Here is a 25,778-nt window from a genome sequence, read left to right as displayed (position 1 = left end):
ATGTCTGTCATTAACGCTGTCAGGAACAAATTACTTGCTTTAGCTTTATCTGTGGTCAAAAGAAACAGCCCTTTTATCAAAGAATATCTTTTCACTTTTTCTTGATTATGCCATAGAAATCCCTAACTCGTTTTTGGGTTATTTGGTTAGAAACTATATTATCAAGAAAGATAAATTAAACGCTTATTGCTCTTAACATTTCCCGTTTGCCTGGTGCGCCTGGTGCTTTCTGTACTTTTAACCCGCATGCTTTTATAATGCGTTTTAAATTACCGGTTATGGCATAGGTTACAAATACACCCTCTGGTTTCAGAAATTTAAGGGTGTGGGTTATGGCTGCCTCATCCCACATTTCGGGCTGGTGGGCCGATGCGAAAGCATCAAAGTAGATCACATCAAATTGTTGGTCGCTTCTAAAATCTAATAGTTTGCGGGCTGCTATCTGTAGCTGGCAATAGGTATTTAACTTAACCGGACTAACCAGTGACTGCCTGTAACTATCCAAGAAATTTGCCCATATACCTGCGGATATATATTGCTCATATCCGGTTTTACTGATCATCTCTGTAGTTAGGGGGTAAGCCTCAATACCGGTGTAACGTAATTGTAGTTGCTGTTCGGTGCAAAAAACAGCACTTAGCAAAAAATTCAGGCCTGTACCAAAACCCACCTCTAATATGGATACAGCCGGTGTTAAGTCTGTGGTATTCTCTAAAAAATATTGAAGCCCCTCTTGTATAAATACATGCCTGCTCTCCTGCAGGGCCCCATTGCGCGAATGGTAGTTTTCGCCAACATGCGCGTTATAAATGGTGTTTGATCCATCGGCAGTAGTAACTATTTGCAAATGGCCGGGCTGTTCATCAGAATGCATATAAAAAGTAAAGCGCTAAAATATAAATTCTAAAATCGAAGATCTGATTTTTAAAGCCGAAATTATGAGTGTAACATCAATTTAAATTCAATATAAAATTCAAACTAAGCTACCTGTGCCAGCAATCTGTTCAGTCGTTTACAATAGTCGGGAAGGGTTACCCGCCCCTTATCGTAATCCGTAACCAGCTCATCTAATTGTTTGGCAATCTTTTGGCGCATTTCTTTATCATCAGCTTCATTTGCAGCTTTTAATGAAGTTAGTTTTTGTATTGCCGCCTTTTGCATAAATAATGGCTGTACATCTTTAGCGCCGGTTAACAAGATGTTCATTTTACGTCTTTGCAGTTTATCAAATCTTAAGATCAGGTAAACAATAACCGAACCAACAATCAAAAAAGAAAAAAATGTAATTAATGATGATGCTGAAATTGATAGCGTATCCATGATAAAATCTCCCTCCCTTTTAGTACTGTGTTATACATGGTTTACGTGTCTTTTGGTAGTTTGGTTTCACTCATTTATACTTTTAAGAATTTTTTTTCATGCAAACATTTTTACTTGTTGTGTTTTAAACAATCCGTATACCTTTGCGCTATGCTAACTAAGCACTTTATAAAACCTATCCTACTAATCAGCAGCGTATTTGCTGTGGTCATATTAATTAGTTGCCCGGCATTGGCACAAACTAAAAAAGAGAAGGCAAAAAGCGATGAAACTATTAGTTCCTTCAGGTTTAAAACTATTGTGATAGACCCCGGCCATGGCGGTAAAGACCCCGGCGCGCATGGCGCTTATTCCAATGAAAAGTCTGTAGCATTAAGCATTGGTAAAAAATTAAAAGAAGCTATTAATGAGCAGTTGGGCAGTATAAATGTGATCATGACCCGCAGTACAGATAAGTTTGTGGAGTTGCACAAGCGTGCCGATATAGCTAATGAGAACAAGGCAAACCTGTTTATCTCCATCCATTGTAATTCGACACCCGAGCGGGTGGGCAGCCGTAAAGGGGCACTGTTACTGGTTTACGGTTTCCACCGCAAGCAGGAGCAGATGGAGGCCTTGCGTGAGAATGCATCCATCTACATCGAGAAAGATTATCAGAAAAAATATAACGGCTACGGCGATGATGCCGCGGTGAATGCCATTGTACTGGCCGCGTTTCAACAGCGTTACCGCAAACAAAGCATCCAATTTGGCGATTTGCTTGACACCGAGTTTACAAACACCGATGGCCGCCGCAGCGCCGGTGTAAAAGAGCAGGGTGTACTGGTACTACAGCAAAGCGGCATGCCCGGCTTATTGATTGAAACAGGTTTTATAAACAACCCCGACGACGAACGTTACCTTAACTCCAGCGAGGGGCAAAACGCCATTGTGCAATCTATAATGCGGGCTATTAAAAAGTACAGGGATAATTTGAATAGATAAACTATCTAACCTTGAACGGCACAGAGGCTGTAAGTTAAGCGCTCGTGTTCAATTGTTTCTTAAGCTTTTCCAATTCGTATTCCAATTTTAGTACATACTCGTTTTGCGGTGCAAAGGCCTGTTTTATTTCATCGGCGGTGTAGCGTGGGGTAATGTGCTGCGGGCAGTTCCAATCAAATGCCTTTACATCAAAAATCATCATCCTTTCGGGTGTATGCTTATAATCTGCCGGGTCTAACAATCCAAACAATGCCGGGTCATCTTTTATATCAACAATACGCGCATCTGCATAGATCTTCAATCTGGTCTTATGCGGATAATCCATCAGAAACAGTGAAACCTGCTTATGGGCGTTTATATTCCCTACCGATATAAATTGTTTGTTCCCTTTAAAATCAACTACACCAATGGTCCTGTTATTAATCACCTTAATAAAACCGGCAGGCCCACCACGATGCTGTATGTAAGGATAATTGTTTTCGCCTATACTGGCCATGTAAAAACTATCGCGGCTTTCAATAAACATTTCTTCGGCCTCGGTAAGGCCATCTTTATCTGAGTAGCTTTCCATCCGGGCATAAGAATCGCGACTGCCATACTGTTCCTGCAGGGCTTTAATGCCATCGGTAAAAGCAAATTTTGCAAAGTTCATGATTGAAATTTTAAATGATTAAGCCTGCCCAACCTATTGGCCGGCAGGCTTTAATATATCTAATATTATTTATTATACCAATTCAGGGACAGCAGGCCAGTCAACAGGTACTTTGGTTAATGCAAAAACATAATTGGTAATAGTTTTATCGCCAACGGCAATCACTACATCTATTAAATTACCCTGGGTATAACCGGCCGCGTAAAAAGCTTCAATTAAGGCTTCATCTGCATGGCCTTTATTTTCGGTTATGCTTTTGGTTAATTTAACCAAGGCATCAAATTTAGCATCAAAAGATGCAGAACCGCCCCTTATTTCCAATATCTGGTCATCTGTAAAGCCATTCATTTTGGCAATTGCAGTGTGTGCGCTTAAACAATATATACAATCATTAACCTGGCTAACTATTAAGTTTATTATTTCGCGCTCTTTGGCACGTAACGAGGTTTTGCCATTTTGTAGAGTAAGGTAATTAGCAAGTGCATGGTCTGAATGTGCTAAAACACCATATAGGTTAGGTACTTTGCCTACAACTTTTGTAAGTGTATCAAAAAGGTTTTGGTTTTCTGCTGATACCTGGTCTCTGGTTGGAACTGTGAAAGTTTTCATTGTATTTGTGTTAAATTTTTTTGTTGTGAATTAACAATACAAAGATGCACAGCGGCGCAGGCCTGCAGAATAGACAAACTTCCCGTTTGTTTGTAATTATTTCCCTGCGGCAGATAAAAGTTTACTATTTCTGAAATCGGTAGGGGATAGTGAGGTGTGCTTTTTAAACAGGTTACTAAAGTAAGCGGCATCTTCAAACCCCAGCTCATAGCTTATTTCTTTGGCCGACTTTTCTGTATAATAAAGCAACCGTTTAGCTTCCAGCAAAATTCTTTCCTGTATAATAGTAAGCGGCGATTTATGATTATAAATAGCGAAAAGGTTTGATAAAGTTTTTGGCGATTTATTTAACTGGCCCGCATAATAGGCTACCGTGTGTTGGGTGCGGTAATTATTTTCTACCAGTAAATTAAACTTGCGGATAATGTTAAACCTATCGTCCGGCAGGTTAGTTTGAGGCAGGTAATAAAAACGGGCAAGCCTTGTTATGATGATGATAAGCCGCTTTAACAGCATTTTCAGCATGTCGCTCTGGATATTATCGGTAGTATTAAATTCTTCAATAAAAATACTAAGCAGTAAAGACAGCTTTTTTTGAGAAGCCTCATCAAGCGGGATGAAAACCTGCTCTGCCATGCCGTAAAACAGAAAGCCTACGCAGCTTACTTCCTCATCATGGTCTACAATACAATAAAAATCGCGGTTAAACTGCCAGGCAACAATATCTGCAGGCCGTTCAAAAGTAAACGACTGGTTAACCATTAGCGGCAATATGGTGTTTGGCATCAGATCATGCGCCACCTCATCAATAGTAACGGTTTGCCGCGGGCCGCGGTTCCAGGCTATGGTTAAATATTTTTGCTGACGGTCGCGGGTAAAGAACATGCGGTCGAAATGTTGCTCTTCAATCCACAGCAGCAGGTCGCCGCCTTTTACACCATCAGTTACCGATAATTTCATGGTGCTAAGATACAGATATCATAAAAACAGGATTGCAATAAATTGGTAATTTCAATCTGCTTATAAGCCTTTTCGCATTTGTATCATATGGCTTATAAAGCCAACCTTTTCATAGGCTTTTATGGCAGGCGCGTTTTGGTAATAAACTTCAAGCCGCAGCTCGTTTATGCCGCGACTAACCGCCCAATCCCTTAAAGCGTCAATCACCATTTTATTTACGCCTTTCCCGCGATGTTGGGGCAGTACATACATAAAGCCTAAATAGGCATGCTGCGGATGTTTCAGGTAAATTTTTGAACTTTCAATACGGGCATAACCGCTGCCAATTACTTCGCCATCCAGCTCGGCAACCACCAGCTGAATGTGCGGCGCGGTTATCAATTCGTTTAAATTGTAATAATTGATATGCCCCTCCTTTAAAGTAGGGTCAAAGGGCCGCTCTGCAGTTATAACGCCCTGCTCAAATTGCAGTAGGGTATCCATATCGGCTAAAGTGGCTTTGCGGGTGGTAATGTTTTGCATGGAACCCTTGATTATGAGATTTGTAGCTCGGTTAATTCTCTGCCAAGTTCTCTGATCCCCATTAAAATTTTTTCCACCTGTTTAACTGATGGTTTCTTTTGACCACCTACATATTGAGCTAAAAGGCTTTGATTCATTCCTACCCGCTCTGATAAAGCTTTGGCATTAATAACTTTAAAATATTCAAAAAACTGTGGCAAATCAAGAGTAATATTTATATCATCTAATGATATAGCATTCCTACCTATTTCTTCCTGATAAAGATTAGTGGCTTCCAGAATATTTGCTTTCAATTCTGTCATTGATTTACCGGTAGTGTACACCGGTAAGTTCTCTGCATATGCAGAGAACCCAGTTGAAGTTTTTTCAACTATAAGATTAATTTTTTTCATCGTTTACAAACTATTTATGATGATAAAAATATAAGAACAAGCAGATCATTTAAGTCCTGCTTGTTTCAAAATACTGTTTGCAAGGCCCTTACCAACTTCGGCAGCCCCATGATCTGGAACTACAAGTACACCTTGTTTGGTAGGATGGATCATAATTAAATGACTACCTTTTTGTCTTTTTGTTGCCCAACCATCGCGGTTGAGAATTCTTAAAAGCTCCGAGCTTTTCATACTTAAATTTTAATTGCAAAACATAATTCATTATCAAACTGGTTTAGGTATTACAAAGGTAATAAATATATTACTTTTTGCGAAATAAAAAAGTAATATATTTATTACCTATAACGTTGATGTATCGGTTTAGCTTTTATCTTCCCTATTCTACCGTGAAACTCTTCTTTAACTTAATATCTTCTGACGATGCGCCTATCCAAACCTGGAAGGTACCGGGCTCAACTGTCCAGTTCATGTTTTTGTCAAGCAGGGCCAGGTCATCGGGGTGGAGGATGAACTTTACCGTTTTCTTTTCTCCGGCATTTAAACTTATACGCTCAAAGCCACGCAGGTCATACTCATAAGTAGTAACCGAACTAAAGTCGTCTTTAAGGTAAAGCTGTACCACATCATCACCTTTGCGCTGCCCGGTGTTAGTTACATCAACCGTAACGGTTACATCGCCCTGTGAATTTCCTTTTTCTGGTGATACTTGCAGGTTGCTGTATTCAAACCTGGTATAGCTTAAGCCGTAACCAAACGGATATAGCGCGCCGTTCACACTGGTTTTACCCCAGCTATTCTTTCCACCTTGCCCGGCTTGCGAGTTTGGCTTAAACGGAAAGTTAAACTCAATTTGCCCGGTTGTTTTAGGAAAAGTTATAGGCAATTTACCGCCGGGATTGTTGTCGCCAAATAAGGTTTCGGCAATTACTTGTCCGCTTTGTACACTGGGGAACCAGGCCTCTAAAATTGCGGGCACATATTTGTTCTCCCAGTTAATGGTAAGCGGCTGCCCGTTTATCATCACCATAACAACAGGTTTGCCGGTAGCCTGCAATGCCTGTATCAGTTTTAACTGCCTGCCTGGCAGGTTAAGGCCGGTACGCGAAAGGCTTTCGCCAACGCGGTCCACATCCTCGCCTACAACCGCTATAATTACGTCGCTCAGTTTGGCCTGTGCCACAGCCGAATCTATCCCGGCCTGTTCAGCAGGAGATAGGGGTGTATCAATTATTTCGCTCTCCGGCCAGGTGGCATCAATAATGTCGCAGCCTTTTATATAGTTTACTTTGGCGGCGTTGCCTATATAGTTTTTAATACCATCAAAAACGTTGGTTATAGGGTTATGCGACGGGCCGTATCTGCTAATAGTGTAATTAGTTTCTGTAGCCAGCGGGCCGGTTACCAATATGTTTTTGTATTTGCTTTTATCTAAAGGCAAAAGGTTGTTCTCATTCTTAAGCAGCACCATTGCCTCGCGGTTCATTTTCAGGCTCATTTCGGCATCTGCTTTTGTGTGCACAAGTTTGTCGGCTGCTTTGGGGTCTTTTACATAAGGGTCATCAAATAATCCCAATCTAAATTTTACCCGCAGTACATCGCCCACGCGGGAGTCAATTGTTTTCATAGAGATGCGGTTCTCTTTTATTAATTCGCGCAGCGGTAAAATAAATGTTTGCGGCATGGTAAAATTGGTACGCACATTTAGCCCGGCCTCAACAGCCTGCCTTACGGCTTCTTTATAATCACCGGCAACTTTATGTTTAGAGTATATGTATTCTACGGCTTCACTGTCTGATACCACATAACCGTTAAAGCCAAATTGCTGGCGTAATAACTCGGTTAAAAAGTAATAGCTGCCGGTAATTGGTACACCATCCCAATCATTATAGCTGCTCATTACACCCATTGGGTGCGCTTCCTGTATTACCCTGCGAAATGGATATAAATATACCTGATGCATTTCCCTTGGCGCCACATGCGGATCAGTGCGGGCGCTGCCATCACGGCCTCCCTTGGGTACGCTATAAACCGCGAAGTGTTTAAGCGTTGATGCCACACCTTCTTCCTGGATACCCAGCACCATTTGCTTGCCCATTTCGGCAATGTGGAAAGGGTTTTCGCCATAGCATTCTACCACACGGCCCCAGCGCTGGTCGCGGGCGGGGTCAAGTATGGGCGCATAAACGTTGGTGTATCCCAATGCCTTTGCCTCGCGGCCAACCGTTTGGCCTGCCTGGCGTACCAGTTGCTTGTCCCAGGTGCTGCCAATACCTATGGGAGCGGGCAGTGGTGTGGCACGATCATGGTTTAAGCCGTGGATACCCTCATTAGTAAAATCAACAGGGATGCCCATGCGGGTTTCTTCAACAAACCATTTTTGTATAGTGTTTATAGCCGATGCATGTTTGCTGAACGGAAAAGAGTATTGTGTAGGTGCATCGTCTGTATGCGATGTCAGGTTGTTCAGTTCTTCGTCTATATTAGCAATACCATCTTTCCATATCTCTGTCTTCCAGCGTTCTACCGGCATTTCATCCTTCAACACCCGTTTGTAGCCATAAAGGGTAGCCATCTGGCAGGTTTTCTCATCAACTGTCATCTGGCTCAGCAAATCGGTAACGCGTTTATCAATGGTTTGCTTCGGGTCCTCAAAAATATCCATGCGGCCGTTCTTGTTAAAATCAACCCAGCCTTTGTGGTAAATATTTGTTTTTTGTGCCGATGCAGAAAGCGAAACAATAAGCAATGGTAGCAGTAGTGGCAATTTTTTCATACAGAAGATACAGGATGTTTGGTTTACCTTCCAAATATATAAGAAAAGCGCATAAAGGGATATTTAAACACTATTTTGTGTACTACAACGTTTGCGAAGGTGATTTTAACCTGTAATTTTCCTCATTATAAGATGTAGATTGTTAATTAACACTTATTATCTGTACAGTTTAACATTCTGCCCCTTTTCGCATACAGCAATTTCTTTATTTAAAGCACTTTCTATTGTGTAGAATGCCCTGTTGTTATTGTAACTGTAAAGTCATAAATTGGCATTAAGTTTGTTTATAGTCTTGCACACGCCAACCAAAGTTTTTATGAGTACCCAATTTTTATTAAGCTTTTTTTCATTACTGTTATTTACGGGCAATACAGGCAAAACAAACAACTCAATAGCGGCAGCCGAACTGATTTGCGGCAAATGGCAAACCGAAGAAAAAAGCCTTACTGTACAGGTTTACCAGGTTGATAATGAGTTTAGGGCAAAGATAATTTGGTTTAATGACGGGGATAATGAAAAAGACATGGATAAGTGGACCGACAAAAGAAACCCGGATCCGGCTTTGCGGGGGCGCAAAATACTGGGCATGAATGTGCTTGAAAAACTGGTTTATGACCCTGATAGCAACTCATGGGAAGATGGCATTATTTACGATGCAAAAAGCGGCCGCCACTGGAGTTCATCGGCATTTATTGATAAGAATGGTAAGCTAAAGGTAAAAGGTTATTGGCACTTTAAATTTATTGGCAAAACCATGACCTTTAAACGAATCTGAAACAAAACTAACAACTAAATAAAAAAAGCGATCCCGACTATGCTGTCAGGATCGCTTTTTTATTTTAAGAAGAAATTTTCTTAGTTAGCTTTTGCGAATTCGCCGTTTGCTGTCAGGGTTACTTCATCGCTTAATACTGGTGAGCTAAATTTGCTGCCGAAAGCAAAATCAGAACGTTTGATAGTACCGGTAACTTTAAAGCCTGCTTTGCTTACCGGGTTAGTGATAGTACCACGATGCCATAAGTCAAAAACAACCGGTTTAGTAACACCATGTAAGGTTAGGTTACCTGTTAACTGGTATTTGCCTGCACCTGTAGTTTTAATACCTGTGCTAACAAAAGTTAAAGTTGGGTATTTTTCAACATCAAAGAAGTCAGCAGATTTTAAGTGACCATCGCGTTTTTCATTATCAGTATTTACTGATGCGGTATTAGCAGAGAAGTTTACTTTAGCGTCGCTAAAATCAGCTTTGTCAGCAACTATTGTAGCATCAAAATCTTTAAAAGAACCGTCAACGTCACTTACCGCTAAGTGGGTAATGGTAAAAGTAACGCGTGAGTGTGCTTTGTCAACCTTCCAGTTGGTTTGTGCAAATACAGCCGTTTGCATAAATGCTGCAACTGCTAATAATGATAAAATCTTTTTCATGTTTTGTTAAATCTTAGTGTTTAATATTTTTTATACCTCAAATATATATAAAGCTTCTGCATTATAAATCAAAAAAGATGTTTGAACATCTTTTTTGAGAAAGTAATGACAAACAAAGATAAAAGGAAATGCCATTTGTTTGTCGTACAGTTTAAAAGGGCAATTAATTGGGCGTTGCCTTCGGCCGGGCTAACCGCTCATACTGCACAGGCATTAACCACAGGCCGGTATCCGCTTTTATCCCTAACGCAATAGCACAATAAAGCGCTGTTAATCTGCGCTATACTATCTTCTCCCAGTTACCACTATCTAAACTGCGGTAAATAGCATCTACAACTTTCATATCCTTTAAACCCTCTTCACCGGGTACACGGCTTTTTTTATTTAAGGTTACGCAAGTGGCAAAATCATCCATTTGAGCGGTTTGCTGCCTGTTATTTGGAATATTCATAGGCTTGCCGTTTATGGTGCCGTCCAAACCACCGTAACCGAAGGCCGGTTCCAGTGAAAATTGACCTTTCTCGGCTTCAACATGCAGGTAGCCCCAATTATTGTTATAGCTTGATTTACCTGTAACCTTTGCACCACCCGGGAACTTCAGCTCCCAGAAAATGGTTTCATCCACTTCCTTAAAAAAATCAGGACGGGTTTTCTCTTGTGTGGCCTTCACTGCAATGGGTTCCTGCCCTAAGGTATAACGCGTGCCCTGTATAGAGTAGACGCCCATATCCATTAACGCGCCACCGCCAGAGAGGGCTTTTTTCAAACGCCATGCATTTGGGTCACCATTATAAGTAAAACCGTTGCCTGTATCAATCTTGGTAACCTTACCAAAAATTTGTTTTTGGCCAAGGCGCATCACCTCCTGGTTGTGTGGTTCAAAATGCAAACGGTACCCTATAGAAAGTAACCTGTTAGCTTTTTTACAGGCGGCAATCATTTCACGGCAGTCATTAGCATTAAGCGCCATTGGTTTTTCGCATATCACATGCTTACCGGCACGTGCCGCCCTAATAGTATATTCCTTATGCATAGATACCGGCAAAACCACGTATACAATATCAATATCCTTATTACCGGCTATCTCGTCAAAATTTTGGTAGTTATATATATTCTTTTGAGGGATGTTGTACTTTTTTGACCAGCTTTCGGCTTTGGCGGGGGTGCCTGTAACTATGCCGGCCAGGTAGCAGTTTTTGGTGTGCTGCAATGCCGGGGCCAGTTGTCCGCCGCTATAACCACCTAACCCAACTAATGCTATCCCCAGCTTTTTACCGGGCTTATGCGCAGCTAATGATGACAATGCCGAACCCAGCAGCAACGCCCCGGCGCCTAATGAACCTGTACGTATAAAATCCCTGCGTGATGTTTTAATAGGTGGTTTCATAATGGTTTATGTTTAAGGTTATTGCAAGATATTGGTTTATTTTGAAACCGCAATTTTTATACCGAATATTTAAGAATGGCGCATCAGCACGGTTGTATAAATTATTAATGACGGGGTATAAATGAACATTTGTATCTTGCGGCAATAAAAACAAACACTAATGGATACTACCATTTTCCAGCAATTCGCCAACATCCCCACTAAAGAAATAGCTCCCGGTTATTTTTCTAAACTGATACATACCACCAATAACACTATTAACTTTTTGGAGGTTAAGGCAGGCAGCGCATCGCCATTGCATAGCCACGTGCATGAGCAATGCGCTTTTGTAATTGAGGGCCAATTTGAACTTACCGTTAACGGTGAACCGCAGATTTTGGACGCGGGTTTATTCGCGGTTATCCCTTCAAATGTACCGCATAGCGGATACGCTATAACAGATTGTAAACTGATAGATGTTTTTAGTCCGGTTAGGGAAGATTACAGAAATTTGTAAGGCCGGTTCAATAATCAATACAGCGCGGCTATACATTTTGTGGTTAATTAATAAATTTGCCGCATGTTTATTACACTTGCTACCCTTACCGACGTACCAGAACTAACCGCTTTAATTAATGCATCATACCGTGGCGAAAGCTCCAAAAAAGGCTGGACCACTGAGGCGCACCTTATTGACGGCCAGCGGATAGATAATGAAGGACTGGCCGAACAAATGGAAGACCCTAACGCGGTTATCCTGAAAAGTATGGATGATGCCGGCAAAATAACAGGCTGCGTATACCTGCAAATGCGCGGCGATAAACTTTATTTGGGCATGCTCACAGTATCGCCTTTATTGCAGGCCAACGGTTTAGGAAGGCTACTTTTACAGGCAGCCGAAGACTACGCCCGCAGTATTGATTACCATACCATCACCATGACGGTTATTAGCACCCGTACCGAATTATTGAGCTGGTATGAAAGGCGCGGCTACCAAAAAACCGGCGACGTAATACCACTGATCATCACCGAAAAATTCGGAATATTAAAGCAACCGGTAGAAATGTTTAGGTTGGAGAAAACGGTTTAATACACCGGCTACAATAAAACTATTGCATCTTTGAACAGAAAAATAGTTTTATTATTTTTATACCGCAACGCCGCTGAAAAAACGGTGTCTTTTTATTTTACTATTAAGGCATTGTATGGAGCAAATTGATCCTCAGTTAAAGAACTTTATTGTTGATTATTGCAACAAATATAAGGTGCGCCGTATCTACCCGGATATGCTGGACACGGATACCAGTATTGACCTTGACCTGGATATAGTGGATATTGAAATAGAACTTTTTGTAGCTGAATTTGCCGAACACTTCCATATTGATAGCTCTAAATTTAGCTGGTATAAATATGGTTATCCAAAAGGCTCTGCAAGGGTGCGCATGTTAAAGCTCATGTTTGGCTATAAACACCAGTGGGTTAAGCAGCTGGCAAGCTATTGTTATAAACCTAAATTTAAAATACGTGTTTTGCAGGATGCTTTGCTGACAGGCAAGCTGGTGTAATTATTAGCGACTATTCGTGTGTATATAACCGTGTCATTGCGAGGAGCGTAGCGACGTGGACAACCGACCGTAGGGAGCTCATTAATTCCATAAAAGAAAAATCAAACTCATTAATAATCTCGTAGCCAATGCATATTCGCTTGTCCCGCTACGAGATTGCCACGGCTTTCCACTACACTACCTCCGCGTAAGCCTCGCAATGACATTTGAGTTATTTGGGCATCCCGAGCTTGTCATTTCTCCCTCAGAGGCTTCGGATTTTAAAACTCAGGATGACAAAATAGAATCTGAAAATCAGGTCCGCTCACCCTTTTCGCTTGCTTTTATCAATCCTTCTAAACGGCTTAGCTGTGTTTTTTCCTGCTTGGCTGTCATTATAAGATGTATAGATACCTTGATGTACCATGGCGCTTGTGATTGGAAAAAATCCCAGGCTTTTTTATTGACTTTAAATTGCTTTTCGTATTCGGGTTTTAAAACCAGTGCCTCATTCTCAAAGCTGTAAATCCTTGATCTGCTTTCTTCGCGTTTGGCAAAGGCTGCTAAACCCGCGGGTTGCATTAAACCCTGTTTGGTAAGCTCTTCAACTTTTTTAATATTTATCGCGCTCCAATTGCTTTTGGCTTTGCGGGGTGTAAAACGATTGCAGTAGCTTTCAGCATCAATAGATCTGCGCACACCATCTATCCAGCCAAAACATAATGCTTCATCAACAGATTGCGGCCAGGTAATACTGGGTTTGCCACTGCCGGTTTTATAAAAACCAACAATCAGCTCGGTTTGCTTGTCGGAATTTTGCTGCAGCCATTCCCTAAAATCAGCCTGTGTTTTAAAAAAGGTTGGTTCCATAGCTGCTAATATACAGCAAGCTATTACTTTTTAGAGGTGGCAACAATAACTATTCCGCCTATCAGCAATATCCCGCCCAGGTATGGTGGCCAGTTAACGGTTTTTTGCCTGTCGGCCGATATTTGTACTGGCCCGGCATCAACAATTTTTTCCTTTTTGGTATAAGTAAAGCTTGTCCAAATTAGCATTGCGGCGCCAATAATGATGAGTAATATTCCAATTGTCTTGTTCATGATTTTAGTTTATGGTAATTAGTTATTAATGGAATGTTTATTTGCGGCAATTGTTTGCTATGGGTAAAACATCATCTCCAACCCTAAAACAAATTTGGTTCAGCATCACTTATATTATTATCATGAACAATAAAAAGATTGAAACAGGCAAAGCGGAGGCCACACCTAACAATGGGCACAATATAGTTGAAGTAATGAAGCCTTTTGTAAAATTTGGAGTGAAGGCACTTGGCCTTTTAGGCAGTGTACTGATACATATTGTAAAGAGCATCCCCAGGCCGGATGATCATAAACAGGCACCTAAGAAAAATGATAGGGTGATCAAAATTTAAAGACTGTAGAGACGCAATATTTTGCGTCTCAATCGCATATTTAAAACGCAAAATATTGCGTCTCAAAACTGATATATCCAAGACGCAAAATATTGCGTCTCTACCTTATAGCCACTTCCCAAACTCGTAGTATTTTTTAATGCTGATGCCTACCTTATTACCCGGCTCATATTTGCCGCGGGTATAGTTGATAGCACGAAGTGTTACTTCCTGGCATTCAATAATTAGTTCTTCATAAAAACCTTTGAACAGCACTTGTTTAACTGTCCATTTTTTAGCTATTCTAAGCGGATTTATTTTGATATGCTCTGCATAGATAACCACGCTTCCGCGCTTTGACGTAATGCCGCAAATACTTGCCTGTTTGGCGGTAAGTTCAGTGCTGGCAACCAGTATTTTAGAAGTGTACAGCAATTTGGGCGAATGGTAAAGCTCAATAGGCGGACCATTCTCTACAATCTCGCCTTCTTTTATCACTATCAGTTCATCAGCCATAGAAAGCAGTTCGGCGGGGTCATGCGATACCAGTATCACCGTAACACCCCATTCTTTAACTATCTGTCTTATATCGTGCTGCAGCCCTTCACGGTAGTTGGCATCTAACTGGTTAAAAGGTTCATCAAGCATTAAAACCTCCGGGCGGTTAATCAAAGCCTTAGCCATAGTAACCCGCTGTTTTTCGCCACCGCTTAGTTTACCGAAGGGTTGATCGCGCAAGTCATAGATGCCTAATAAATTTAAAGCCTGCGTGGTTTTTTGTATCTGGTAATTCCTATCCTCGGCGGGCAATCCATTACTAACATTTATCCAAACGTTGGCTTTGGCATCCATATCATGATTGTCCTGGCTTACCATGGTTATAACGGTGTTGGCAGCCGTAAAAGCAGCGCCCCGCTCTGGCAGGGGCTGGCCGTGAAAAAACACATCGCCCGAGTCGGGCTTTATCATCCCGGAAAGCAATTTAAGTAAAGTGGTTTTGCCGCTGCCACTTTCGCCCACAACGGCGGTAATTTTACCTTTCGGAATAAAAAGAGTGATATTATTAACCCCGGAAGACTTATCGCCAAAAAAATTCTTAGTAACTGATATGGTTTCCAGTATCAACTCATCTTTCATAATGCGGTCGGGGTATTAATGTAATAAAGTTCATTCAAACCTAATCTATAATATGTTATCAGCCAAAAAAATTAAAAAGTTAATGGCTACTTATTTAAGTTTATATGTGTCATTGCGAGGAGGAACGACGTGGCAATCTCTTCGCACACAATGGGGGCATGCATTGGCTACGAGATTGCCACACTGCGCTCGCAATGACATGATTTTGTTATCTAATTATTAACCCTATGCGGCCCTTTTCTTCTTCAGTGTTATAACTGTAATCTCCGGCCATATGCCTAAACGGCCTGAAAATGCCAGGAAGCCAAATCCACGGTTAACGTATAGGTAGCGGTTTTTCTCATTTATAAGGCCGGCCCAATCAAGGTAGCGGTATTTAACAGGGCTCCAGCGGATGCCGGCTGCCTCAATGCCAAACTGCGCGCCATGCGTATGGCCAGAAAGGGTTAAGTGAATATCTGTAGGGTTAAACCTAACCTGCTCTTCCCAATGCGTAGGGTCATGCGATAACAGGATCTTGAAAGCATCCTTATCAACACCCTGCATGGCTTTCTTCAGGTCGCCTATCTGGACAAAGCCCCTGCCCCAGTTTTGTATGCCAATGAGTGATATTTTTTGCCCGCCTTTTTCTAAAACCACGTTCTCATCAAGCAGCAAACGATAGCCCAGATCGGCATGGTGTTCTTTTAATTTTTGCAGGTTAGCAGCTTTTGCCTGCAGGCTGTCCCACTCAACATAATCGCCATAATCATGATTGCCCAAAATAGAGAATTGCCCGTAAGGCGCTTTTATCTGGCCAAAACGGTCAATATATGGTTCAATTTCCCATGCGGCATTGTTCACCAGATCGCCGGTAAAAACAAACAGGTCGCTTTTTTGGGCCTTAGCCAGGTCAATTCCCCGCTGCATGGCATCCACATTATCAAAACTGCCGGAGTGGATATCAGATAACTGTGTGATGGTAAAGCCGTCAAAAGCTTCGGGCAGTTCATCAAAGTAAACGGTGTGCCTGTGAACTTTATAATCATACTTACCCCTTATCATAGCATAAAAGAAAGAGGTAAAGGGTATAGCGGCTACCAGTATGGCTAGCTCACTGATGAATTTCCTGCGTTCGGGAAAGTAGGGCTGCCCCGCAATTTGTTTCCCGCTTACATTATTTACAATGCCATATATAAACCGGCCAAGGTCGCCCAGTGAAAGTACTATAATGAAAGCAACCTTGGTAATAAAAAAGGTAAGGAACAGGCTCAGCATCCACTCGTGGAAGGGCGTCATCCCCCGGGATGATTTAAAACTGCCTATCCCCAATAAAAAAACAACGGTTACACTTACCGATATGATAAGGAAGCCCCATATAACTACCGCACGTGCGGGCCGGGATTGCCAGTCGTTAGTTAATGAACGTAATCCGTTAAAAACGTACCAGTCCATCAGCAGCGTTATAGCTGCGAAAATAAAAAACACCCTGAACAATCCGCTTGCGTGCATAATACTTGTATTTGATTTGCAAGATAAAAAAGGAAAGGTAATTAAACGGTAAAAAAGCAGCCTGTATATAAATCAAATCCATATTTTTAACCACCAATTTATCCATTCATGAAAAACTCAATACTATCACTCACCGCATTGCTTTTGCTTTCGGGCGCGGCTGTGGCGCAACAAACCAAAAAGGACACCGTTTTCTTTGATGATTTTAACAGCAAAACACTTAACCGCAACAAGTGGAATGTAGAAATTACCGGCAATACCGTTAACAACGAGCAGCAGGCTTATGTAGATTCGGCCGCTACCATTTACATGATCAAAGGCAATTTAGAAGGCGCTAAAAACGGCGCACTGGTTTTGAAGGCCCTTTACAAACCCGGCCATGCCAGCAAGGAGGGAAAGAAATACGATTTTGTATCGGGCAGGATAAATACCCGAGATAAAATGATGTTCACTTATGGCAGCGCATCGGCACGCATAAAACTGGCAGATGGGGCAGGGCTATGGCCGGCATTTTGGGCATTAGGAAAAGGCGATTGGCCTGATTGTGGCGAAATTGATGTAATGGAAACCGTTGGCGATGGCTCATGGATAAGTAACGCACTGCACGGGCCGGGTTATTTTGGAGATACCCCTTTAGCACATCGCGAACCATTTAAAAAAGGAACTGATGTTACCAAATGGCATGTTTACAGCGTTGATTGGACAGCAAGCAACCTCATTTTTAAGCTTGATGGTAAAGTAATTTACACCGTAACCAAACCAATGGTTGAAAAATATGGCCGCTGGGCCTTTGATAACCCTAAGTTTTTGATATTGAATTTTGCTTTGGGGGGAGGCTATCCAAACGGGGTAAATAAAATTACGAAGCCTTATTTTGGGCTATCGCAAAGCTCGGTTAATAAGATAAAGGCTGGGAACGCCAGGGTATATGTAGACTGGGTACTGGTAACCCGGTAAAACAAAAGAGCCTCCCCAATCGGGAGGCTCTTTTGTTAAGAGACAATATTGTGTCTCTCCAGGGGATGCTATTAGTAATGACGTACAACTACTGCATGCCTGTGATAATTACGGCGGTATACCGGCCTAACAACTGTACGGCGGTAAACGGGTCTGTTCACTATAACTGCCCTACGGTGATAGTTGCGATGATAAACCGGCCTGTTTACTACAACAGTTCTGCGGTGATAAGTACGTTGTACAGGGGCGCCTATACGGGCTTTAACTACTACTTGTGCTTTTGCGCCTTCAAAGGCAAACATTGCTATTACTGCTACGGCTAATACTTTTAGATATTTCATGGTATTTATTTTAAACTTGTTTTTAATTATTTACTGGTTTATTTTGTTTAGTAATTATTGTAGTGGTGGTCCCTGTCATAATGATGGTCACGGTCCCTGTCGTTACGGCCATGGTGTTTTTTATCATACCTTCCGTGACGACCACGATTCTCTATCGAACAGCTGCTTAATGCTGCAGCGCCAAATAACAACAGCGCTAACATTTTTATCATTTCCTTTTTCATGGTATTACTCTTTTAGTGTGTTTACTATATCTTGTTTCTTGTAATGTTAAACTACAATAGCATTGCAAAGTTTAATCCGCAGGGGTAACCATCACTAAGAATGTTACAAATGGATTTTTAAAGAGAGGGGAGTTTACCGGTATAAGATCAGGCTTGGTTTGTACTGCTTATTAACCGCGCAATTAGTACGTATAACATGCTAAAACCTAAAAAAACTATCATTAGCACGGTTATATTTAAAGACACTTTACCATAGCCAAATTTGCCTGCATTTAAAAAAAAGTATGGGTAAAGGTTGCTTAGGGCACCTCGTATAAGTATATAAACCAGGTAAAAGAATGGGTACCAAAGCCATTTAAAACTAGCTTTAAAGTTTATGCTTTTTTTAAGTACTGCAGTAAGCCAGTATATAATATAAAGCACAGGTACAATTAAATGAACCAGTTCATCGCCCAGTTTGGTTAGGCCTGTGAAATGGTATAACGGCCTTAAAACCAAATTGTAAACCAGGCTAACTACGCTAATGTAAACGGTAATAGCTGTTATAACCCCCGGCATTTTAAAAAAGCTTTGTTTGGATGTTGGCATAATAGCAATAACCGTAAGCGATATGGCTGCCAGCAAATTGCATTGAATAGTAAAAAAGCTGAAAAACTCTACCAGGGCACCTTCTATGGTGCGGCCCTTACTGAGGTAGCTTTGGAGAGCTGTATACAATTGAAGCGTAATTCCAAGCCAGGCAAGCAAGCCAATGATCCCCGCGCATATTCTATAAGTTTTAACGTAAGGCCTGCCCATATTTCACTGTTAAAAGTGGATAAATATATCTATTCTAAAATAATGTATTTGTAATCGTTACAATAAAAAACTTCAAAAGTTTATACTACTATGCCGCAAACTGTATATTTAACACATCATTACAACCTGTATCTATGACACTTTTTATCAGCCCGGCACTTATAAGATCTCATTTTTTAAAAGGGATAATAGTTTTAACATTGTTTTGCCTGCCTCTTTTAAGCACCGCGCAAGCAACGTTTAACCATGCGGCATTATGCTCACAAAATTTAAAAGTGAGCAATAAGTTTTACACCACGGTATTGCAGCTTAAAATTATTCCTAACCCTTTTAAAGATACCGTACATACCTGGTACAGCATTGGGCCAAACCTTGCCATGCATGTTATACAGGGCGATTGCCCTAAGGCCGATTTTCATCGCGGGGTACACTTATGCTTTAGCGTGCCATCAATAACCGCGTTTATTGATCGCCTTAATACCATGAAAATTGAATACAGCAACTGGAAAGGCGAACCCGGCAAAACCGAGCACCGTGTTGATGGTGTAAACCAGGTATACATCCGCGACCCGGATGGGTACCTGATAGAGATCAACGATGCTAAATAATTACGGGCCTTTTAATTTCCAATCATCCTGTTAAACCTTTATATTTTTCGCCTGTCACATAAACAGAAACACACAATAATTCTGTTTGCCATGAAATTGATCATAAAAAGAATAAAAAGCGACCTATATAATGTATTTGTTAAAGGCGATTCTGATAAAGTAGAACAAGCGAGGGTATTTGTATTGCTAACTGTACCATTTTTATCAATATTGTTCGCGTTTGGCCGGTTTCCTGTATATTAATTGTAAAAACATCCGCTTAGCTGCCACGGCTTAAAATAAACTTTTACTTTTGCGGCACAATAAGCAGCTATGGATATTTTACACGATAAATTCGACAGTATAATTTTTGATTTAGACGGGACGCTTTGGGATAGTACCGATACTATTACCGATGCATGGCAAACCGCTTTAAGTAAAGCGCCTTATATGAACAATGAGGTTATGACCCGCGAGCGTGTACGCTCTATTACCGGGATGACCTATGATAAGATCTTCGAAAAATTGTTTCCGTTTCTGGATGACAAGCAACGCGCCGAGGTAAAGCACCTTTGCTCGGTAAGTGAGCTGGAGATACTGCACAAACAAGGCGGTACCCTATACCCCGAATTGACCCAAACCCTTGAATACCTGGGCGAAAAATACAAGTTGTACATTGTAAGTAACTGCCAAAGCGGTTATATTGAACTGTTTATGGATCTGTATGATATGCATGGCCATTTTTTGGCGCACCAATGTTTTGGTACAAAAGGCAACCCTAAGGCAGATAATATTAAAGATATTGTAAACGACCATAACCTTAAAAACCCTGTTTATGTGGGCGATACAATGGGCGATTATGATTCGGCAACTAAAGCCGGTGTCCCTTTCATTTTTGCTTCATATGGTTTTGGTGAGGTAGAGAACGGGCAGGTAGCTACTATTGATGATTTTGCACAACTAAGGGCTATATTATAAGCAAAACTTTTTTCAGATCGGCAGGTTTATTTGGTAATATTCAACTATTAATATGAAGATATCCAAATACATACACTCCTGCCTGTTATTTGAGCTCGACGGGCATAAATTATTGTTCGATCCGGGGAACTTCACTTTTGCTGAAGGAATAGTTACGCCAAATGATTTTGCTGATGTGGATAGCATTATCATTACCCACATCCATCCGGACCACCTGGATACCGAAAACTTAAAAAAAATTGTAGAACTGAGTAATGCCACTGTTTATACCAATATGGAAGTGGGTACCGCTATACAAAAGGCGGGTATACATTATAATTTGATTGAAGAGGGTATTTACAGGGTTGGTCCGTTTAAGTTGCAAGCTATCTCTGTTGTGCATGAGCCGTTGCTGGATAACCCCATCCCTAAAATGACCGGCTTTATTATTAACGATAAAGTACTGCACCCGGTTGATTCTATGGAGCCAAAACTAACGGCTTACCAGGGAATTGAAGTGCTGATTATGGTAAGCATGGCCCCGTTCGCTAACGAGTTAAAAATAGCTGACTTTGCCGATAAGGTTCGCCCTAAACAAATACTACCGGTACATGATGGTTTTGGAAAAGAGTTTTTTGTTAAACAACGGTATGAGAATTACGCCAGACATTTCGATAAGTTGGGCGTAAAGTTTAACGCGACCTATAAGCCGGGGGATAGTATAACCATTTGATTTGGGGTTCCTGCTGCGCATTAGGAGATTTGCAGTTCAATATCAATTTGAAATAACCGGCGCCTGCCTTATATATATCCCTTGCTCCAAAACATTAACGGTAAATTTTGCCACACTTTTTCTGCCGATGAGTAACGATGGCTTAGGTGAGTTATTGATGCTAACCTTTACAGGCCTAAAAGAAGAAGAGTTAGTAAGCCCCGCCGGGCGGATGGCCGTCCAGTTAAGGTCAGACTTTTTTAATAATTGTTCTTGCAGCTCATGATCCTGATAAGCAAATCTGATATTGCTATGGTCTATTATCCATTTAAACCACCAGGGGATATGGGCCCGGGTTTCATTAACACCCCATGCAGATATTACTATCACGCGTTTAATTTGATGCTGAGATGCTGCGGAGATCACTTTCTTTATTGTTGCCGATAAAAAATCCTTAGGTGTTCGCAGTGCCGACCATGGGAAATCCCTATAACGGGAAATGTTTAACGCGCTAATAATGGCTTCGCAGCCTTGCATTGCCGCATTAAGTGTTTGCTCGTCCAGTGTTGAGTCTTCAAAAACTGTGAGGGCAGATGATGTAACTTTCATCTTATTCTCATCCCTTACCAAAGCACACACAGTATGCCCCCGTTGCAAAAGCTCTTCGAGTATTAATTCACCGGTACGGCCGGTTGCACCTAACAGAAGTACTTTCATCGTATTTGCCTAATTAAAAATTAAAGCAACAGACTATTCGGGCTTATCCTTTCATCTCTTTATCAAAGTTCTCCATCACCAAAACAGCGGCGCCTATCAGCTCGGCATCAAAACCTAATGATGATATCAATAATTCGGTACCCAATGACAGGCGCGGGATACAGTATTTATGCAGGGCCTGTTGTATAGGGGCAAGTAATATTTTACCCACTTTGGCGCCGCGGCCGCTTAAAACAATATTAGCCGGGTTCATGATATGGATAAGAATGGCAAGCGCCTTACCAATTTTGTAGCCCGCGTCAGACAATAGTTCTAAAGCGAACTGATCTCCCTGGTTGGCGGCATCCATCAGCGAATCGCCCATGAGTTTTGATTGCCCGTTATGCGGCTTTAAGCTGGTTACACGGCCTTGTTTAATGCCCGCTTCGGCCTTTTGGGCTACTACCAGCATTGATGCCTCGGCCTCTAAACAACCACGCTTACCGCAGGTGCAAAGGGCGCCATCTTCTGATAATGGGATATGGCTTAACTCGCCTGCAAAACCATTATAACCACGAAAGATCTTACCGTCAATGATCATCCCCAGGCCAATACCCCAGCCAAGGTTTATCACCATAACCTCCTGCTGCGAGCGGGCTATACCAAACTTTTGCTCGGCAAGCGCTATCAGGCTGCTATCGTTATCTATGTAAGTGTTAATGGCTGTTGCTTTGGTAATATATTCGCTTAAGCTTTCTCCGCCGGCATCAAGGTAAGTGTAATTTATGCCTTCTGTAGCGTTAATAAAGCCGGGCATACCTATTCCAATACCCGCTATCTTACTTTTGGGGATCCCGCTTTCGTCAATATAATTGTTCAATTGCGTTATCAGTTCGGGCAGGGCATTTTCGTTATTATAAAGCTTAAGCTCAACCGCTGCCATATCGGCAACCGGGTTATTATGCAGATCAACCAGCAGGATCCTTGCAGATAGCTGATCCATTGCCACGGCAAGTATAAACATGGCACTGGCATTAATCGCATACATTAAAGGGCGCCTGCCACCACTTGATGGGGCATATCCCTGTTCAACTACAAATCCTTCTCTTATAAGTTCGTTTATAGCTTTGGCTATAGATGGGATACTTTTATCAAAAAGCTCACTTAATTCGGCACATGACATTGCTTTGTCAAAATACAACCGCTTAACGATCATGTTTTTTAACCAGCTGCCTTTAACACTATTGCTTTTTATTTCCATTAAGAATATTTTATGCCCTCATCAAAATGCAAGGGCACCAATAATTTGATAAAATTAAAAATAATGCTGAAAAGTACAACATCATCATTCATAGACGCATTAACCCGGGTATAATTACAATATAATATAAATTTATTGCCGTTTAAAATATGGTATATTTACTATAACCAATTTCCGCAGGCATAAACCAGCCGTGTTATGAAAAAATTGCTGCTCTTTTTGATGTTATCAGTAGCAATAACAGGCTGCCGGAAGGACAGCCGTACACAAAGTACAGATGCCGCCCTTAAAGGTACCTGGAAATCAACCCTGATCATTGATGTGGTTTATGACAGTAAAACCAGGGAAGAGTTAACCCGCTTTAATTACCTGCATGGCCTGGGCACATTAATTACTTTTGATGGCAAAGGCAGCACCACGTCAAAAGATACCATCCTGAACATTAGTTTGACCAATGCGTATACATTACGTACCGAGAACAACAACAAGTACCTTACTACCCGCATAGTTAATATTAATAAAGACGTTGAATACCAGATATTGGGGTTGTATGACACCCAACTGCAACTAAAGGGAACAATAAGAACCAATTTTGATTTTTTGCGTAATGATGGTAAATACTATAATGTATATTACGAGCGTACAGAGCACTACACAAGGCAATAAAGTTCATTTGCCATTGGTAAAATATATGTCGAAATAAAACTTAGCTTCGTTTTACCCGTTCTACTAAAAGATTTTTCACTGATATGGCATTTATAGATTACTATAAAATTTTAGGCGTAGACAAAAACGCCACCGAAAAAGACATCAAAAACGCCTACCGTAAGCTGGCCCGCAAGCATCACCCGGATCTTAACCCTAATAATGCGGAAGCAGAAAAACTGTTTAAACAAGCCAATGAAGCTAACGAGGTATTAAGTGACCCCGAAAAACGTAAGAAATATGATAAATATGGCGAAAACTGGCAGCACAGCGAAGCTTATGAGCAACAAGCCCGGCAGCAAAGCCAGCAACGCAGCTATGGCGGCGGCGGTCAGCAAGGTTTTGACGGCGGATTTGGCGGCGGTGGCGACTTCTCCGATTTTTTCAACTCGATGTTTGGTGGCGGCCCGGCGGGTGGTGGCAGGCAATCGCAGCGTTACCGCGGGCAGGATATGAACGCCAAGCTGCAACTGGACCTGCGCGATATAATGGAATCAAAAAAGCAAACCATTACCGTTAACGGCAAAAATATAAGGCTCACCATTCCGGCGGGGATACAAAACGGGCAAACTATAAAAATTGCAGGGCACGGTGGCGCGGGAGCAAACGGCGCCCCGGCAGGCGACCTTTATATTGAATTTTCCATCCCGGACGACGCTGAATTTAAAAGGGTAGGGAATGATCTGTACCGCACCATTAACCTCGACCTGTACACGGCTGTATTGGGCGGCGAAATAACCGCTGATACATTAACAGGCAAGGTGAAGCTAAAAGTACCGCCCGGTACACAGAACAACACCAAGGTAAAATTAAAGGGGAAGGGTGTGCCGGTGTACAAGAAGCATGACCACTTTGGCGACCTGTACCTTACTTATAATGTATTGTTGCCTGCAAACCTTACCCCTAAGCAAAAAGAGTTATTTGAAGAGTTGGCTAAATCATGATGTTAAACATTAAACCAATGAGAACCGAAAATTTAATAACCGTAAACGACTTTTGTGTATACCACAATGTGGAATATACATTTGTTGATTATTTGGCAGATGCCGGCCTGGTGCAAGTTAAAACTGTTAATAAAACCAATTGCATCCCAATTGATGAAATACAGAAACTGGAGCGGCTGGTGCGCTTGCATAATGAGTTGGAGATTAATGAACCGGGCATTGCAACCATAAATAATTTACTGCAAAAATTAGAAGATATGCAGCAGGAAATGAGTTATTTAAGGAGCAGGTTAAGCTTATATGAAGGTTAGTATTCCTAAAAGTGGTAAACTTTAATTAAACCATAGCACTTGTTGTGTGTCATAGATACAAGAAACAGCAATTACTAACTAAAAACTTTTACCATGAAATTGATTAAATTTTCAATTATAGCACTTTTCTTAACATTCTCAATGCAGCTTGCAAAAGCACAGGTACACGTAGGTGTAGGCATTAATTTAGGCGGCCCGGTTATTGTAAGGGAGGCATACCCGGTATATGAAACGTATCCGGTATATGAAACTTACCCGCGTGTTGTTTATTACAACCGCCCGGCTTATTACCCACGTACAGTAGTTTACAGAAGCGGTTACCGCAGGGCATATTATGGCAGGCCACATTACCGTCGTGAAAGTTTCCGTGGACACGGTTACGGACGCGGTCATGATCGCGGTCACGGCCGTGGTCATGGAAGACACAGATAACTCTACATATATATTAAAAAAGCCCCTCAACTTTTGGTTGAGGGGCTTTTTTTGTTGGTATTAACCGCGGCCGGAGGCCTTATAATAGTCGCCACTCGGCTGGAGCCGAACGGCGGCTAAATAAATCATGTCATTGCTGTAAAGGTTAACTAATTCGGTAACAGAATTAGCTTTAAGGAAATAAAGCTAAAAGTTATGCGGAACATAAACAATGACCTCACTTTAAAACGTAATTATTTAAATAAGTATCGTTTCCTGATCGGG

At 41.5% G+C, this 25,778-nt stretch carries 35 protein-coding genes; 15 read left to right on the top strand and 20 right to left on the bottom strand.

Annotated elements, in window-relative coordinates:
* Nucleotides 1-175 precede the first annotated feature (175 nt).
* Both mnmD and WC743_RS26625 read right to left on the bottom strand, forming a co-directional pair.
* Nucleotides 176-874, bottom strand: coding sequence for a tRNA (5-methylaminomethyl-2-thiouridine)(34)-methyltransferase MnmD (gene mnmD, locus WC743_RS26630; protein ID WP_373016599.1), 699 nt, complete (start codon nucleotides 872-874; stop codon nucleotides 176-178).
* 104 nt (nucleotides 875-978) lie between these two features.
* Entirely contained in the window at nucleotides 979-1,320 is a 342-nt protein-coding gene (locus WC743_RS26625) for a hypothetical protein (RefSeq protein WP_373016598.1), read from the bottom strand.
* A 150-nt stretch (nucleotides 1,321-1,470) separates the two neighbouring features.
* Here WC743_RS26625 and WC743_RS26620 point away from each other — a divergent pair, with 150 nt between their 5' ends.
* Nucleotides 1,471-2,304 (top strand): N-acetylmuramoyl-L-alanine amidase, encoded by an 834-nt coding sequence (locus WC743_RS26620; RefSeq protein WP_373016597.1) that lies wholly within the window; start codon nucleotides 1,471-1,473, stop codon nucleotides 2,302-2,304.
* A gap of 34 nt (nucleotides 2,305-2,338) precedes the next feature.
* Here WC743_RS26620 and WC743_RS26615 read toward each other — a convergent pair whose 3' ends face one another.
* From WC743_RS26615 to WC743_RS26585, 7 genes are all read right to left on the bottom strand, one after another.
* Nucleotides 2,339-2,956, bottom strand: coding sequence for a pyridoxamine 5'-phosphate oxidase family protein (locus tag WC743_RS26615; protein ID WP_373016596.1), 618 nt, complete (start codon nucleotides 2,954-2,956; stop codon nucleotides 2,339-2,341).
* 72 nt (nucleotides 2,957-3,028) lie between these two features.
* On the bottom strand, nucleotides 3,029-3,565 hold the full coding sequence (locus tag WC743_RS26610; RefSeq protein ID WP_373016595.1) for a carboxymuconolactone decarboxylase family protein: 537 nt from the start codon (nucleotides 3,563-3,565) through the stop codon (nucleotides 3,029-3,031).
* Nucleotides 3,566-3,661: 96 nt separating this feature from the next.
* Nucleotides 3,662-4,525: a helix-turn-helix domain-containing protein gene (locus tag WC743_RS26605; protein WP_373016594.1), complete on the bottom strand. Its 864-nt coding sequence runs from the start codon at nucleotides 4,523-4,525 to the stop codon at nucleotides 3,662-3,664.
* 60 nt (nucleotides 4,526-4,585) lie between these two features.
* On the bottom strand, nucleotides 4,586-5,047 hold the full coding sequence (locus WC743_RS26600) for a GNAT family N-acetyltransferase (RefSeq protein WP_373016593.1): 462 nt from the start codon (nucleotides 5,045-5,047) through the stop codon (nucleotides 4,586-4,588).
* Nucleotides 5,048-5,058: 11 nt separating this feature from the next.
* Nucleotides 5,059-5,439, bottom strand: a complete 381-nt coding sequence (locus WC743_RS26595; protein WP_373016592.1) for a helix-turn-helix domain-containing protein — start codon at nucleotides 5,437-5,439, stop codon at nucleotides 5,059-5,061.
* Between the two features lie 45 nt (nucleotides 5,440-5,484).
* Nucleotides 5,485-5,670 (bottom strand): type II toxin-antitoxin system HicA family toxin, encoded by a 186-nt coding sequence (locus WC743_RS26590; protein ID WP_373016591.1) that lies wholly within the window; start codon nucleotides 5,668-5,670, stop codon nucleotides 5,485-5,487.
* A 145-nt stretch (nucleotides 5,671-5,815) separates the two neighbouring features.
* Nucleotides 5,816-8,212: a glycoside hydrolase family 3 N-terminal domain-containing protein gene (locus tag WC743_RS26585; RefSeq protein WP_373016590.1), complete on the bottom strand. Its 2,397-nt coding sequence runs from the start codon at nucleotides 8,210-8,212 to the stop codon at nucleotides 5,816-5,818.
* 316 nt (nucleotides 8,213-8,528) lie between these two features.
* On the opposite strand from WC743_RS26585, the gene WC743_RS26580 reads away from it, so the two are divergent.
* Nucleotides 8,529-8,987: a DUF2147 domain-containing protein gene (locus WC743_RS26580; RefSeq protein WP_373016589.1), complete on the top strand. Its 459-nt coding sequence runs from the start codon at nucleotides 8,529-8,531 to the stop codon at nucleotides 8,985-8,987.
* Nucleotides 8,988-9,067: 80 nt separating this feature from the next.
* Here WC743_RS26580 and WC743_RS26575 read toward each other — a convergent pair whose 3' ends face one another.
* Complete coding sequence (locus tag WC743_RS26575) at nucleotides 9,068-9,637, bottom strand: YceI family protein (protein ID WP_373016588.1); 570 nt, start codon at nucleotides 9,635-9,637, stop codon at nucleotides 9,068-9,070.
* Nucleotides 9,638-9,917: 280 nt separating this feature from the next.
* The gene (locus WC743_RS26570) at nucleotides 9,918-11,024 is read right to left on the bottom strand and encodes a Gfo/Idh/MocA family protein (protein ID WP_373016587.1); all 1,107 of its coding nucleotides are present in this window, start codon (nucleotides 11,022-11,024) and stop codon (nucleotides 9,918-9,920) included.
* 160 nt (nucleotides 11,025-11,184) lie between these two features.
* Here WC743_RS26570 and WC743_RS26565 point away from each other — a divergent pair, with 160 nt between their 5' ends.
* The 3 genes from WC743_RS26565 to WC743_RS26555 all read left to right on the top strand — a co-directional run bounded on the left by WC743_RS26565 (nucleotide 11,185) and on the right by WC743_RS26555 (nucleotide 12,568).
* Complete coding sequence (locus tag WC743_RS26565) at nucleotides 11,185-11,520, top strand: cupin domain-containing protein (protein ID WP_373016586.1); 336 nt, start codon at nucleotides 11,185-11,187, stop codon at nucleotides 11,518-11,520.
* 63 nt (nucleotides 11,521-11,583) lie between these two features.
* The gene (locus WC743_RS26560) at nucleotides 11,584-12,093 is read left to right on the top strand and encodes a GNAT family N-acetyltransferase (RefSeq protein ID WP_373016585.1); all 510 of its coding nucleotides are present in this window, start codon (nucleotides 11,584-11,586) and stop codon (nucleotides 12,091-12,093) included.
* Between the two features lie 115 nt (nucleotides 12,094-12,208).
* Nucleotides 12,209-12,568 carry a DUF1493 family protein gene (locus WC743_RS26555; RefSeq protein ID WP_373016584.1) on the top strand — a complete coding sequence of 120 codons (360 nt, stop codon included), beginning with the start codon at nucleotides 12,209-12,211 and terminating at the stop codon, nucleotides 12,566-12,568.
* 294 nt (nucleotides 12,569-12,862) lie between these two features.
* Here WC743_RS26555 and WC743_RS26550 read toward each other — a convergent pair whose 3' ends face one another.
* Nucleotides 12,863-13,417 carry a YdeI family protein gene (locus WC743_RS26550; RefSeq protein ID WP_373016583.1) on the bottom strand — a complete coding sequence of 185 codons (555 nt, stop codon included), beginning with the start codon at nucleotides 13,415-13,417 and terminating at the stop codon, nucleotides 12,863-12,865.
* A 23-nt stretch (nucleotides 13,418-13,440) separates the two neighbouring features.
* Complete coding sequence (locus WC743_RS26545) at nucleotides 13,441-13,650, bottom strand: hypothetical protein (protein WP_373016582.1); 210 nt, start codon at nucleotides 13,648-13,650, stop codon at nucleotides 13,441-13,443.
* Between the two features lie 122 nt (nucleotides 13,651-13,772).
* Here WC743_RS26545 and WC743_RS26540 point away from each other — a divergent pair, with 122 nt between their 5' ends.
* A complete protein-coding gene (locus tag WC743_RS26540) occupies nucleotides 13,773-13,982 on the top strand; it encodes a hypothetical protein (RefSeq protein WP_373016581.1) in 210 nt (69 codons plus the stop codon).
* A gap of 105 nt (nucleotides 13,983-14,087) precedes the next feature.
* Here WC743_RS26540 and WC743_RS26535 read toward each other — a convergent pair whose 3' ends face one another.
* Entirely contained in the window at nucleotides 14,088-15,098 is a 1,011-nt protein-coding gene (locus tag WC743_RS26535) for an ABC transporter ATP-binding protein (RefSeq protein WP_373016580.1), read from the bottom strand.
* Between the two features lie 225 nt (nucleotides 15,099-15,323).
* Entirely contained in the window at nucleotides 15,324-16,589 is a 1,266-nt protein-coding gene (locus WC743_RS26530; RefSeq protein WP_373016579.1) for a metallophosphoesterase, read from the bottom strand.
* Nucleotides 16,590-16,697: 108 nt separating this feature from the next.
* Between WC743_RS26530 and WC743_RS26525 the strand changes: the two genes are divergently transcribed.
* Nucleotides 16,698-17,546 carry a family 16 glycosylhydrolase gene (locus tag WC743_RS26525; protein ID WP_373016578.1) on the top strand — a complete coding sequence of 283 codons (849 nt, stop codon included), beginning with the start codon at nucleotides 16,698-16,700 and terminating at the stop codon, nucleotides 17,544-17,546.
* A gap of 71 nt (nucleotides 17,547-17,617) precedes the next feature.
* Here the strand turns inward: WC743_RS26525 and WC743_RS26520 are convergent, their stop codons facing one another.
* The 3 genes from WC743_RS26520 to WC743_RS26510 form a co-directional block, all read right to left on the bottom strand.
* Nucleotides 17,618-17,887 (bottom strand): hypothetical protein, encoded by a 270-nt coding sequence (locus WC743_RS26520; protein WP_373016577.1) that lies wholly within the window; start codon nucleotides 17,885-17,887, stop codon nucleotides 17,618-17,620.
* Between the two features lie 47 nt (nucleotides 17,888-17,934).
* A complete protein-coding gene (locus WC743_RS26515; RefSeq protein ID WP_373016576.1) occupies nucleotides 17,935-18,111 on the bottom strand; it encodes a hypothetical protein in 177 nt (58 codons plus the stop codon).
* Between the two features lie 147 nt (nucleotides 18,112-18,258).
* The gene (locus tag WC743_RS26510) at nucleotides 18,259-18,909 is read right to left on the bottom strand and encodes a Pr6Pr family membrane protein (RefSeq protein WP_373016575.1); all 651 of its coding nucleotides are present in this window, start codon (nucleotides 18,907-18,909) and stop codon (nucleotides 18,259-18,261) included.
* Between the two features lie 134 nt (nucleotides 18,910-19,043).
* Between WC743_RS26510 and WC743_RS26505 the strand changes: the two genes are divergently transcribed.
* The 4 genes from WC743_RS26505 to WC743_RS26490 all read left to right on the top strand — a co-directional run bounded on the left by WC743_RS26505 (nucleotide 19,044) and on the right by WC743_RS26490 (nucleotide 21,186).
* Nucleotides 19,044-19,517: a VOC family protein gene (locus WC743_RS26505; RefSeq protein WP_373016574.1), complete on the top strand. Its 474-nt coding sequence runs from the start codon at nucleotides 19,044-19,046 to the stop codon at nucleotides 19,515-19,517.
* Between the two features lie 90 nt (nucleotides 19,518-19,607).
* Complete coding sequence (locus tag WC743_RS26500; RefSeq protein ID WP_373016573.1) at nucleotides 19,608-19,760, top strand: hypothetical protein; 153 nt, start codon at nucleotides 19,608-19,610, stop codon at nucleotides 19,758-19,760.
* 69 nt (nucleotides 19,761-19,829) lie between these two features.
* Entirely contained in the window at nucleotides 19,830-20,474 is a 645-nt protein-coding gene (locus tag WC743_RS26495) for an HAD family hydrolase (RefSeq protein WP_373016572.1), read from the top strand.
* Nucleotides 20,475-20,526: 52 nt separating this feature from the next.
* Nucleotides 20,527-21,186 (top strand): MBL fold metallo-hydrolase, encoded by a 660-nt coding sequence (locus tag WC743_RS26490; protein WP_373016571.1) that lies wholly within the window; start codon nucleotides 20,527-20,529, stop codon nucleotides 21,184-21,186.
* Nucleotides 21,187-21,228: 42 nt separating this feature from the next.
* Here the strand turns inward: WC743_RS26490 and WC743_RS26485 are convergent, their stop codons facing one another.
* The gene (locus WC743_RS26485) at nucleotides 21,229-21,882 is read right to left on the bottom strand and encodes an NAD(P)-dependent oxidoreductase (RefSeq protein ID WP_373016570.1); all 654 of its coding nucleotides are present in this window, start codon (nucleotides 21,880-21,882) and stop codon (nucleotides 21,229-21,231) included.
* Nucleotides 21,883-21,925: 43 nt separating this feature from the next.
* Complete coding sequence (locus tag WC743_RS26480) at nucleotides 21,926-23,122, bottom strand: ROK family protein (RefSeq protein WP_373016569.1); 1,197 nt, start codon at nucleotides 23,120-23,122, stop codon at nucleotides 21,926-21,928.
* A gap of 198 nt (nucleotides 23,123-23,320) precedes the next feature.
* Here WC743_RS26480 and WC743_RS26475 point away from each other — a divergent pair, with 198 nt between their 5' ends.
* The 4 genes from WC743_RS26475 (at nucleotide 23,321) to WC743_RS26460 (ending at nucleotide 25,514) form a co-directional block, all read left to right on the top strand.
* Nucleotides 23,321-23,788, top strand: coding sequence for a hypothetical protein (locus WC743_RS26475; RefSeq protein WP_373016568.1), 468 nt, complete (start codon nucleotides 23,321-23,323; stop codon nucleotides 23,786-23,788).
* A gap of 83 nt (nucleotides 23,789-23,871) precedes the next feature.
* Complete coding sequence (locus WC743_RS26470) at nucleotides 23,872-24,771, top strand: DnaJ C-terminal domain-containing protein (RefSeq protein ID WP_373016567.1); 900 nt, start codon at nucleotides 23,872-23,874, stop codon at nucleotides 24,769-24,771.
* 17 nt (nucleotides 24,772-24,788) lie between these two features.
* Nucleotides 24,789-25,082 carry a chaperone modulator CbpM gene (locus tag WC743_RS26465; RefSeq protein ID WP_373016566.1) on the top strand — a complete coding sequence of 98 codons (294 nt, stop codon included), beginning with the start codon at nucleotides 24,789-24,791 and terminating at the stop codon, nucleotides 25,080-25,082.
* 93 nt (nucleotides 25,083-25,175) lie between these two features.
* Complete coding sequence (locus WC743_RS26460; RefSeq protein WP_373016565.1) at nucleotides 25,176-25,514, top strand: hypothetical protein; 339 nt, start codon at nucleotides 25,176-25,178, stop codon at nucleotides 25,512-25,514.
* Nucleotides 25,515-25,778: the final 264 nt, after the last annotated feature.

Origin of the sequence: Mucilaginibacter sp., from assembly GCF_041660805.1 — a bacterium.
In the GTDB taxonomy this organism is placed as follows: Bacteria; Bacteroidota; Bacteroidia; order Sphingobacteriales; family Sphingobacteriaceae; genus Mucilaginibacter.
The sequence above is the reverse complement of the archived record's forward strand: the minus strand, read 5'-3'. Positions and strand labels throughout refer to the sequence as shown.

Coding starts and splice junctions, on each gene's coding strand:
- WC743_RS26495 (WP_373016572.1), top strand. CDS start 19,830: ATGGATATTTTACACGATAAATTCGACAGTATAATTTTTGATTTAGAC.
- WC743_RS26485 (WP_373016570.1), bottom strand. CDS start 21,882: ATGAAAGTACTTCTGTTAGGTGCAACCGGCCGTACCGGTGAATTAATA.
- WC743_RS26515 (WP_373016576.1), bottom strand. CDS start 18,111: ATGAAAAAGGAAATGATAAAAATGTTAGCGCTGTTGTTATTTGGCGCT.
- WC743_RS26555 (WP_373016584.1), top strand. CDS start 12,209: ATGGAGCAAATTGATCCTCAGTTAAAGAACTTTATTGTTGATTATTGC.
- WC743_RS26530 (WP_373016579.1), bottom strand. CDS start 16,589: ATGCACGCAAGCGGATTGTTCAGGGTGTTTTTTATTTTCGCAGCTATA.
- WC743_RS26560 (WP_373016585.1), top strand. CDS start 11,584: ATGTTTATTACACTTGCTACCCTTACCGACGTACCAGAACTAACCGCT.
- WC743_RS26470 (WP_373016567.1), top strand. CDS start 23,872: ATGGCATTTATAGATTACTATAAAATTTTAGGCGTAGACAAAAACGCC.
- WC743_RS26540 (WP_373016581.1), top strand. CDS start 13,773: ATGAACAATAAAAAGATTGAAACAGGCAAAGCGGAGGCCACACCTAAC.
- WC743_RS26550 (WP_373016583.1), bottom strand. CDS start 13,417: ATGGAACCAACCTTTTTTAAAACACAGGCTGATTTTAGGGAATGGCTG.
- WC743_RS26480 (WP_373016569.1), bottom strand. CDS start 23,122: ATGGAAATAAAAAGCAATAGTGTTAAAGGCAGCTGGTTAAAAAACATG.
- WC743_RS26500 (WP_373016573.1), top strand. CDS start 19,608: ATGAAATTGATCATAAAAAGAATAAAAAGCGACCTATATAATGTATTT.
- WC743_RS26605 (WP_373016594.1), bottom strand. CDS start 4,525: ATGAAATTATCGGTAACTGATGGTGTAAAAGGCGGCGACCTGCTGCTG.
- WC743_RS26620 (WP_373016597.1), top strand. CDS start 1,471: ATGCTAACTAAGCACTTTATAAAACCTATCCTACTAATCAGCAGCGTA.
- WC743_RS26545 (WP_373016582.1), bottom strand. CDS start 13,650: ATGAACAAGACAATTGGAATATTACTCATCATTATTGGCGCCGCAATG.
- mnmD (WP_373016599.1), bottom strand. CDS start 874: ATGCATTCTGATGAACAGCCCGGCCATTTGCAAATAGTTACTACTGCC.
- WC743_RS26575 (WP_373016588.1), bottom strand. CDS start 9,637: ATGAAAAAGATTTTATCATTATTAGCAGTTGCAGCATTTATGCAAACG.
- WC743_RS26570 (WP_373016587.1), bottom strand. CDS start 11,024: ATGAAACCACCTATTAAAACATCACGCAGGGATTTTATACGTACAGGT.
- WC743_RS26460 (WP_373016565.1), top strand. CDS start 25,176: ATGAAATTGATTAAATTTTCAATTATAGCACTTTTCTTAACATTCTCA.
- WC743_RS26625 (WP_373016598.1), bottom strand. CDS start 1,320: ATGGATACGCTATCAATTTCAGCATCATCATTAATTACATTTTTTTCT.
- WC743_RS26535 (WP_373016580.1), bottom strand. CDS start 15,098: ATGAAAGATGAGTTGATACTGGAAACCATATCAGTTACTAAGAATTTT.
- WC743_RS26475 (WP_373016568.1), top strand. CDS start 23,321: ATGAAAAAATTGCTGCTCTTTTTGATGTTATCAGTAGCAATAACAGGC.
- WC743_RS26585 (WP_373016590.1), bottom strand. CDS start 8,212: ATGAAAAAATTGCCACTACTGCTACCATTGCTTATTGTTTCGCTTTCT.
- WC743_RS26465 (WP_373016566.1), top strand. CDS start 24,789: ATGAGAACCGAAAATTTAATAACCGTAAACGACTTTTGTGTATACCAC.
- WC743_RS26595 (WP_373016592.1), bottom strand. CDS start 5,439: ATGAAAAAAATTAATCTTATAGTTGAAAAAACTTCAACTGGGTTCTCT.
- WC743_RS26600 (WP_373016593.1), bottom strand. CDS start 5,047: ATGCAAAACATTACCACCCGCAAAGCCACTTTAGCCGATATGGATACC.
- WC743_RS26590 (WP_373016591.1), bottom strand. CDS start 5,670: ATGAAAAGCTCGGAGCTTTTAAGAATTCTCAACCGCGATGGTTGGGCA.
- WC743_RS26520 (WP_373016577.1), bottom strand. CDS start 17,887: ATGAAATATCTAAAAGTATTAGCCGTAGCAGTAATAGCAATGTTTGCC.
- WC743_RS26505 (WP_373016574.1), top strand. CDS start 19,044: ATGACACTTTTTATCAGCCCGGCACTTATAAGATCTCATTTTTTAAAA.
- WC743_RS26565 (WP_373016586.1), top strand. CDS start 11,185: ATGGATACTACCATTTTCCAGCAATTCGCCAACATCCCCACTAAAGAA.
- WC743_RS26610 (WP_373016595.1), bottom strand. CDS start 3,565: ATGAAAACTTTCACAGTTCCAACCAGAGACCAGGTATCAGCAGAAAAC.
- WC743_RS26510 (WP_373016575.1), bottom strand. CDS start 18,909: ATGGGCAGGCCTTACGTTAAAACTTATAGAATATGCGCGGGGATCATT.
- WC743_RS26580 (WP_373016589.1), top strand. CDS start 8,529: ATGAGTACCCAATTTTTATTAAGCTTTTTTTCATTACTGTTATTTACG.
- WC743_RS26525 (WP_373016578.1), top strand. CDS start 16,698: ATGAAAAACTCAATACTATCACTCACCGCATTGCTTTTGCTTTCGGGC.
- WC743_RS26615 (WP_373016596.1), bottom strand. CDS start 2,956: ATGAACTTTGCAAAATTTGCTTTTACCGATGGCATTAAAGCCCTGCAG.
- WC743_RS26490 (WP_373016571.1), top strand. CDS start 20,527: ATGAAGATATCCAAATACATACACTCCTGCCTGTTATTTGAGCTCGAC.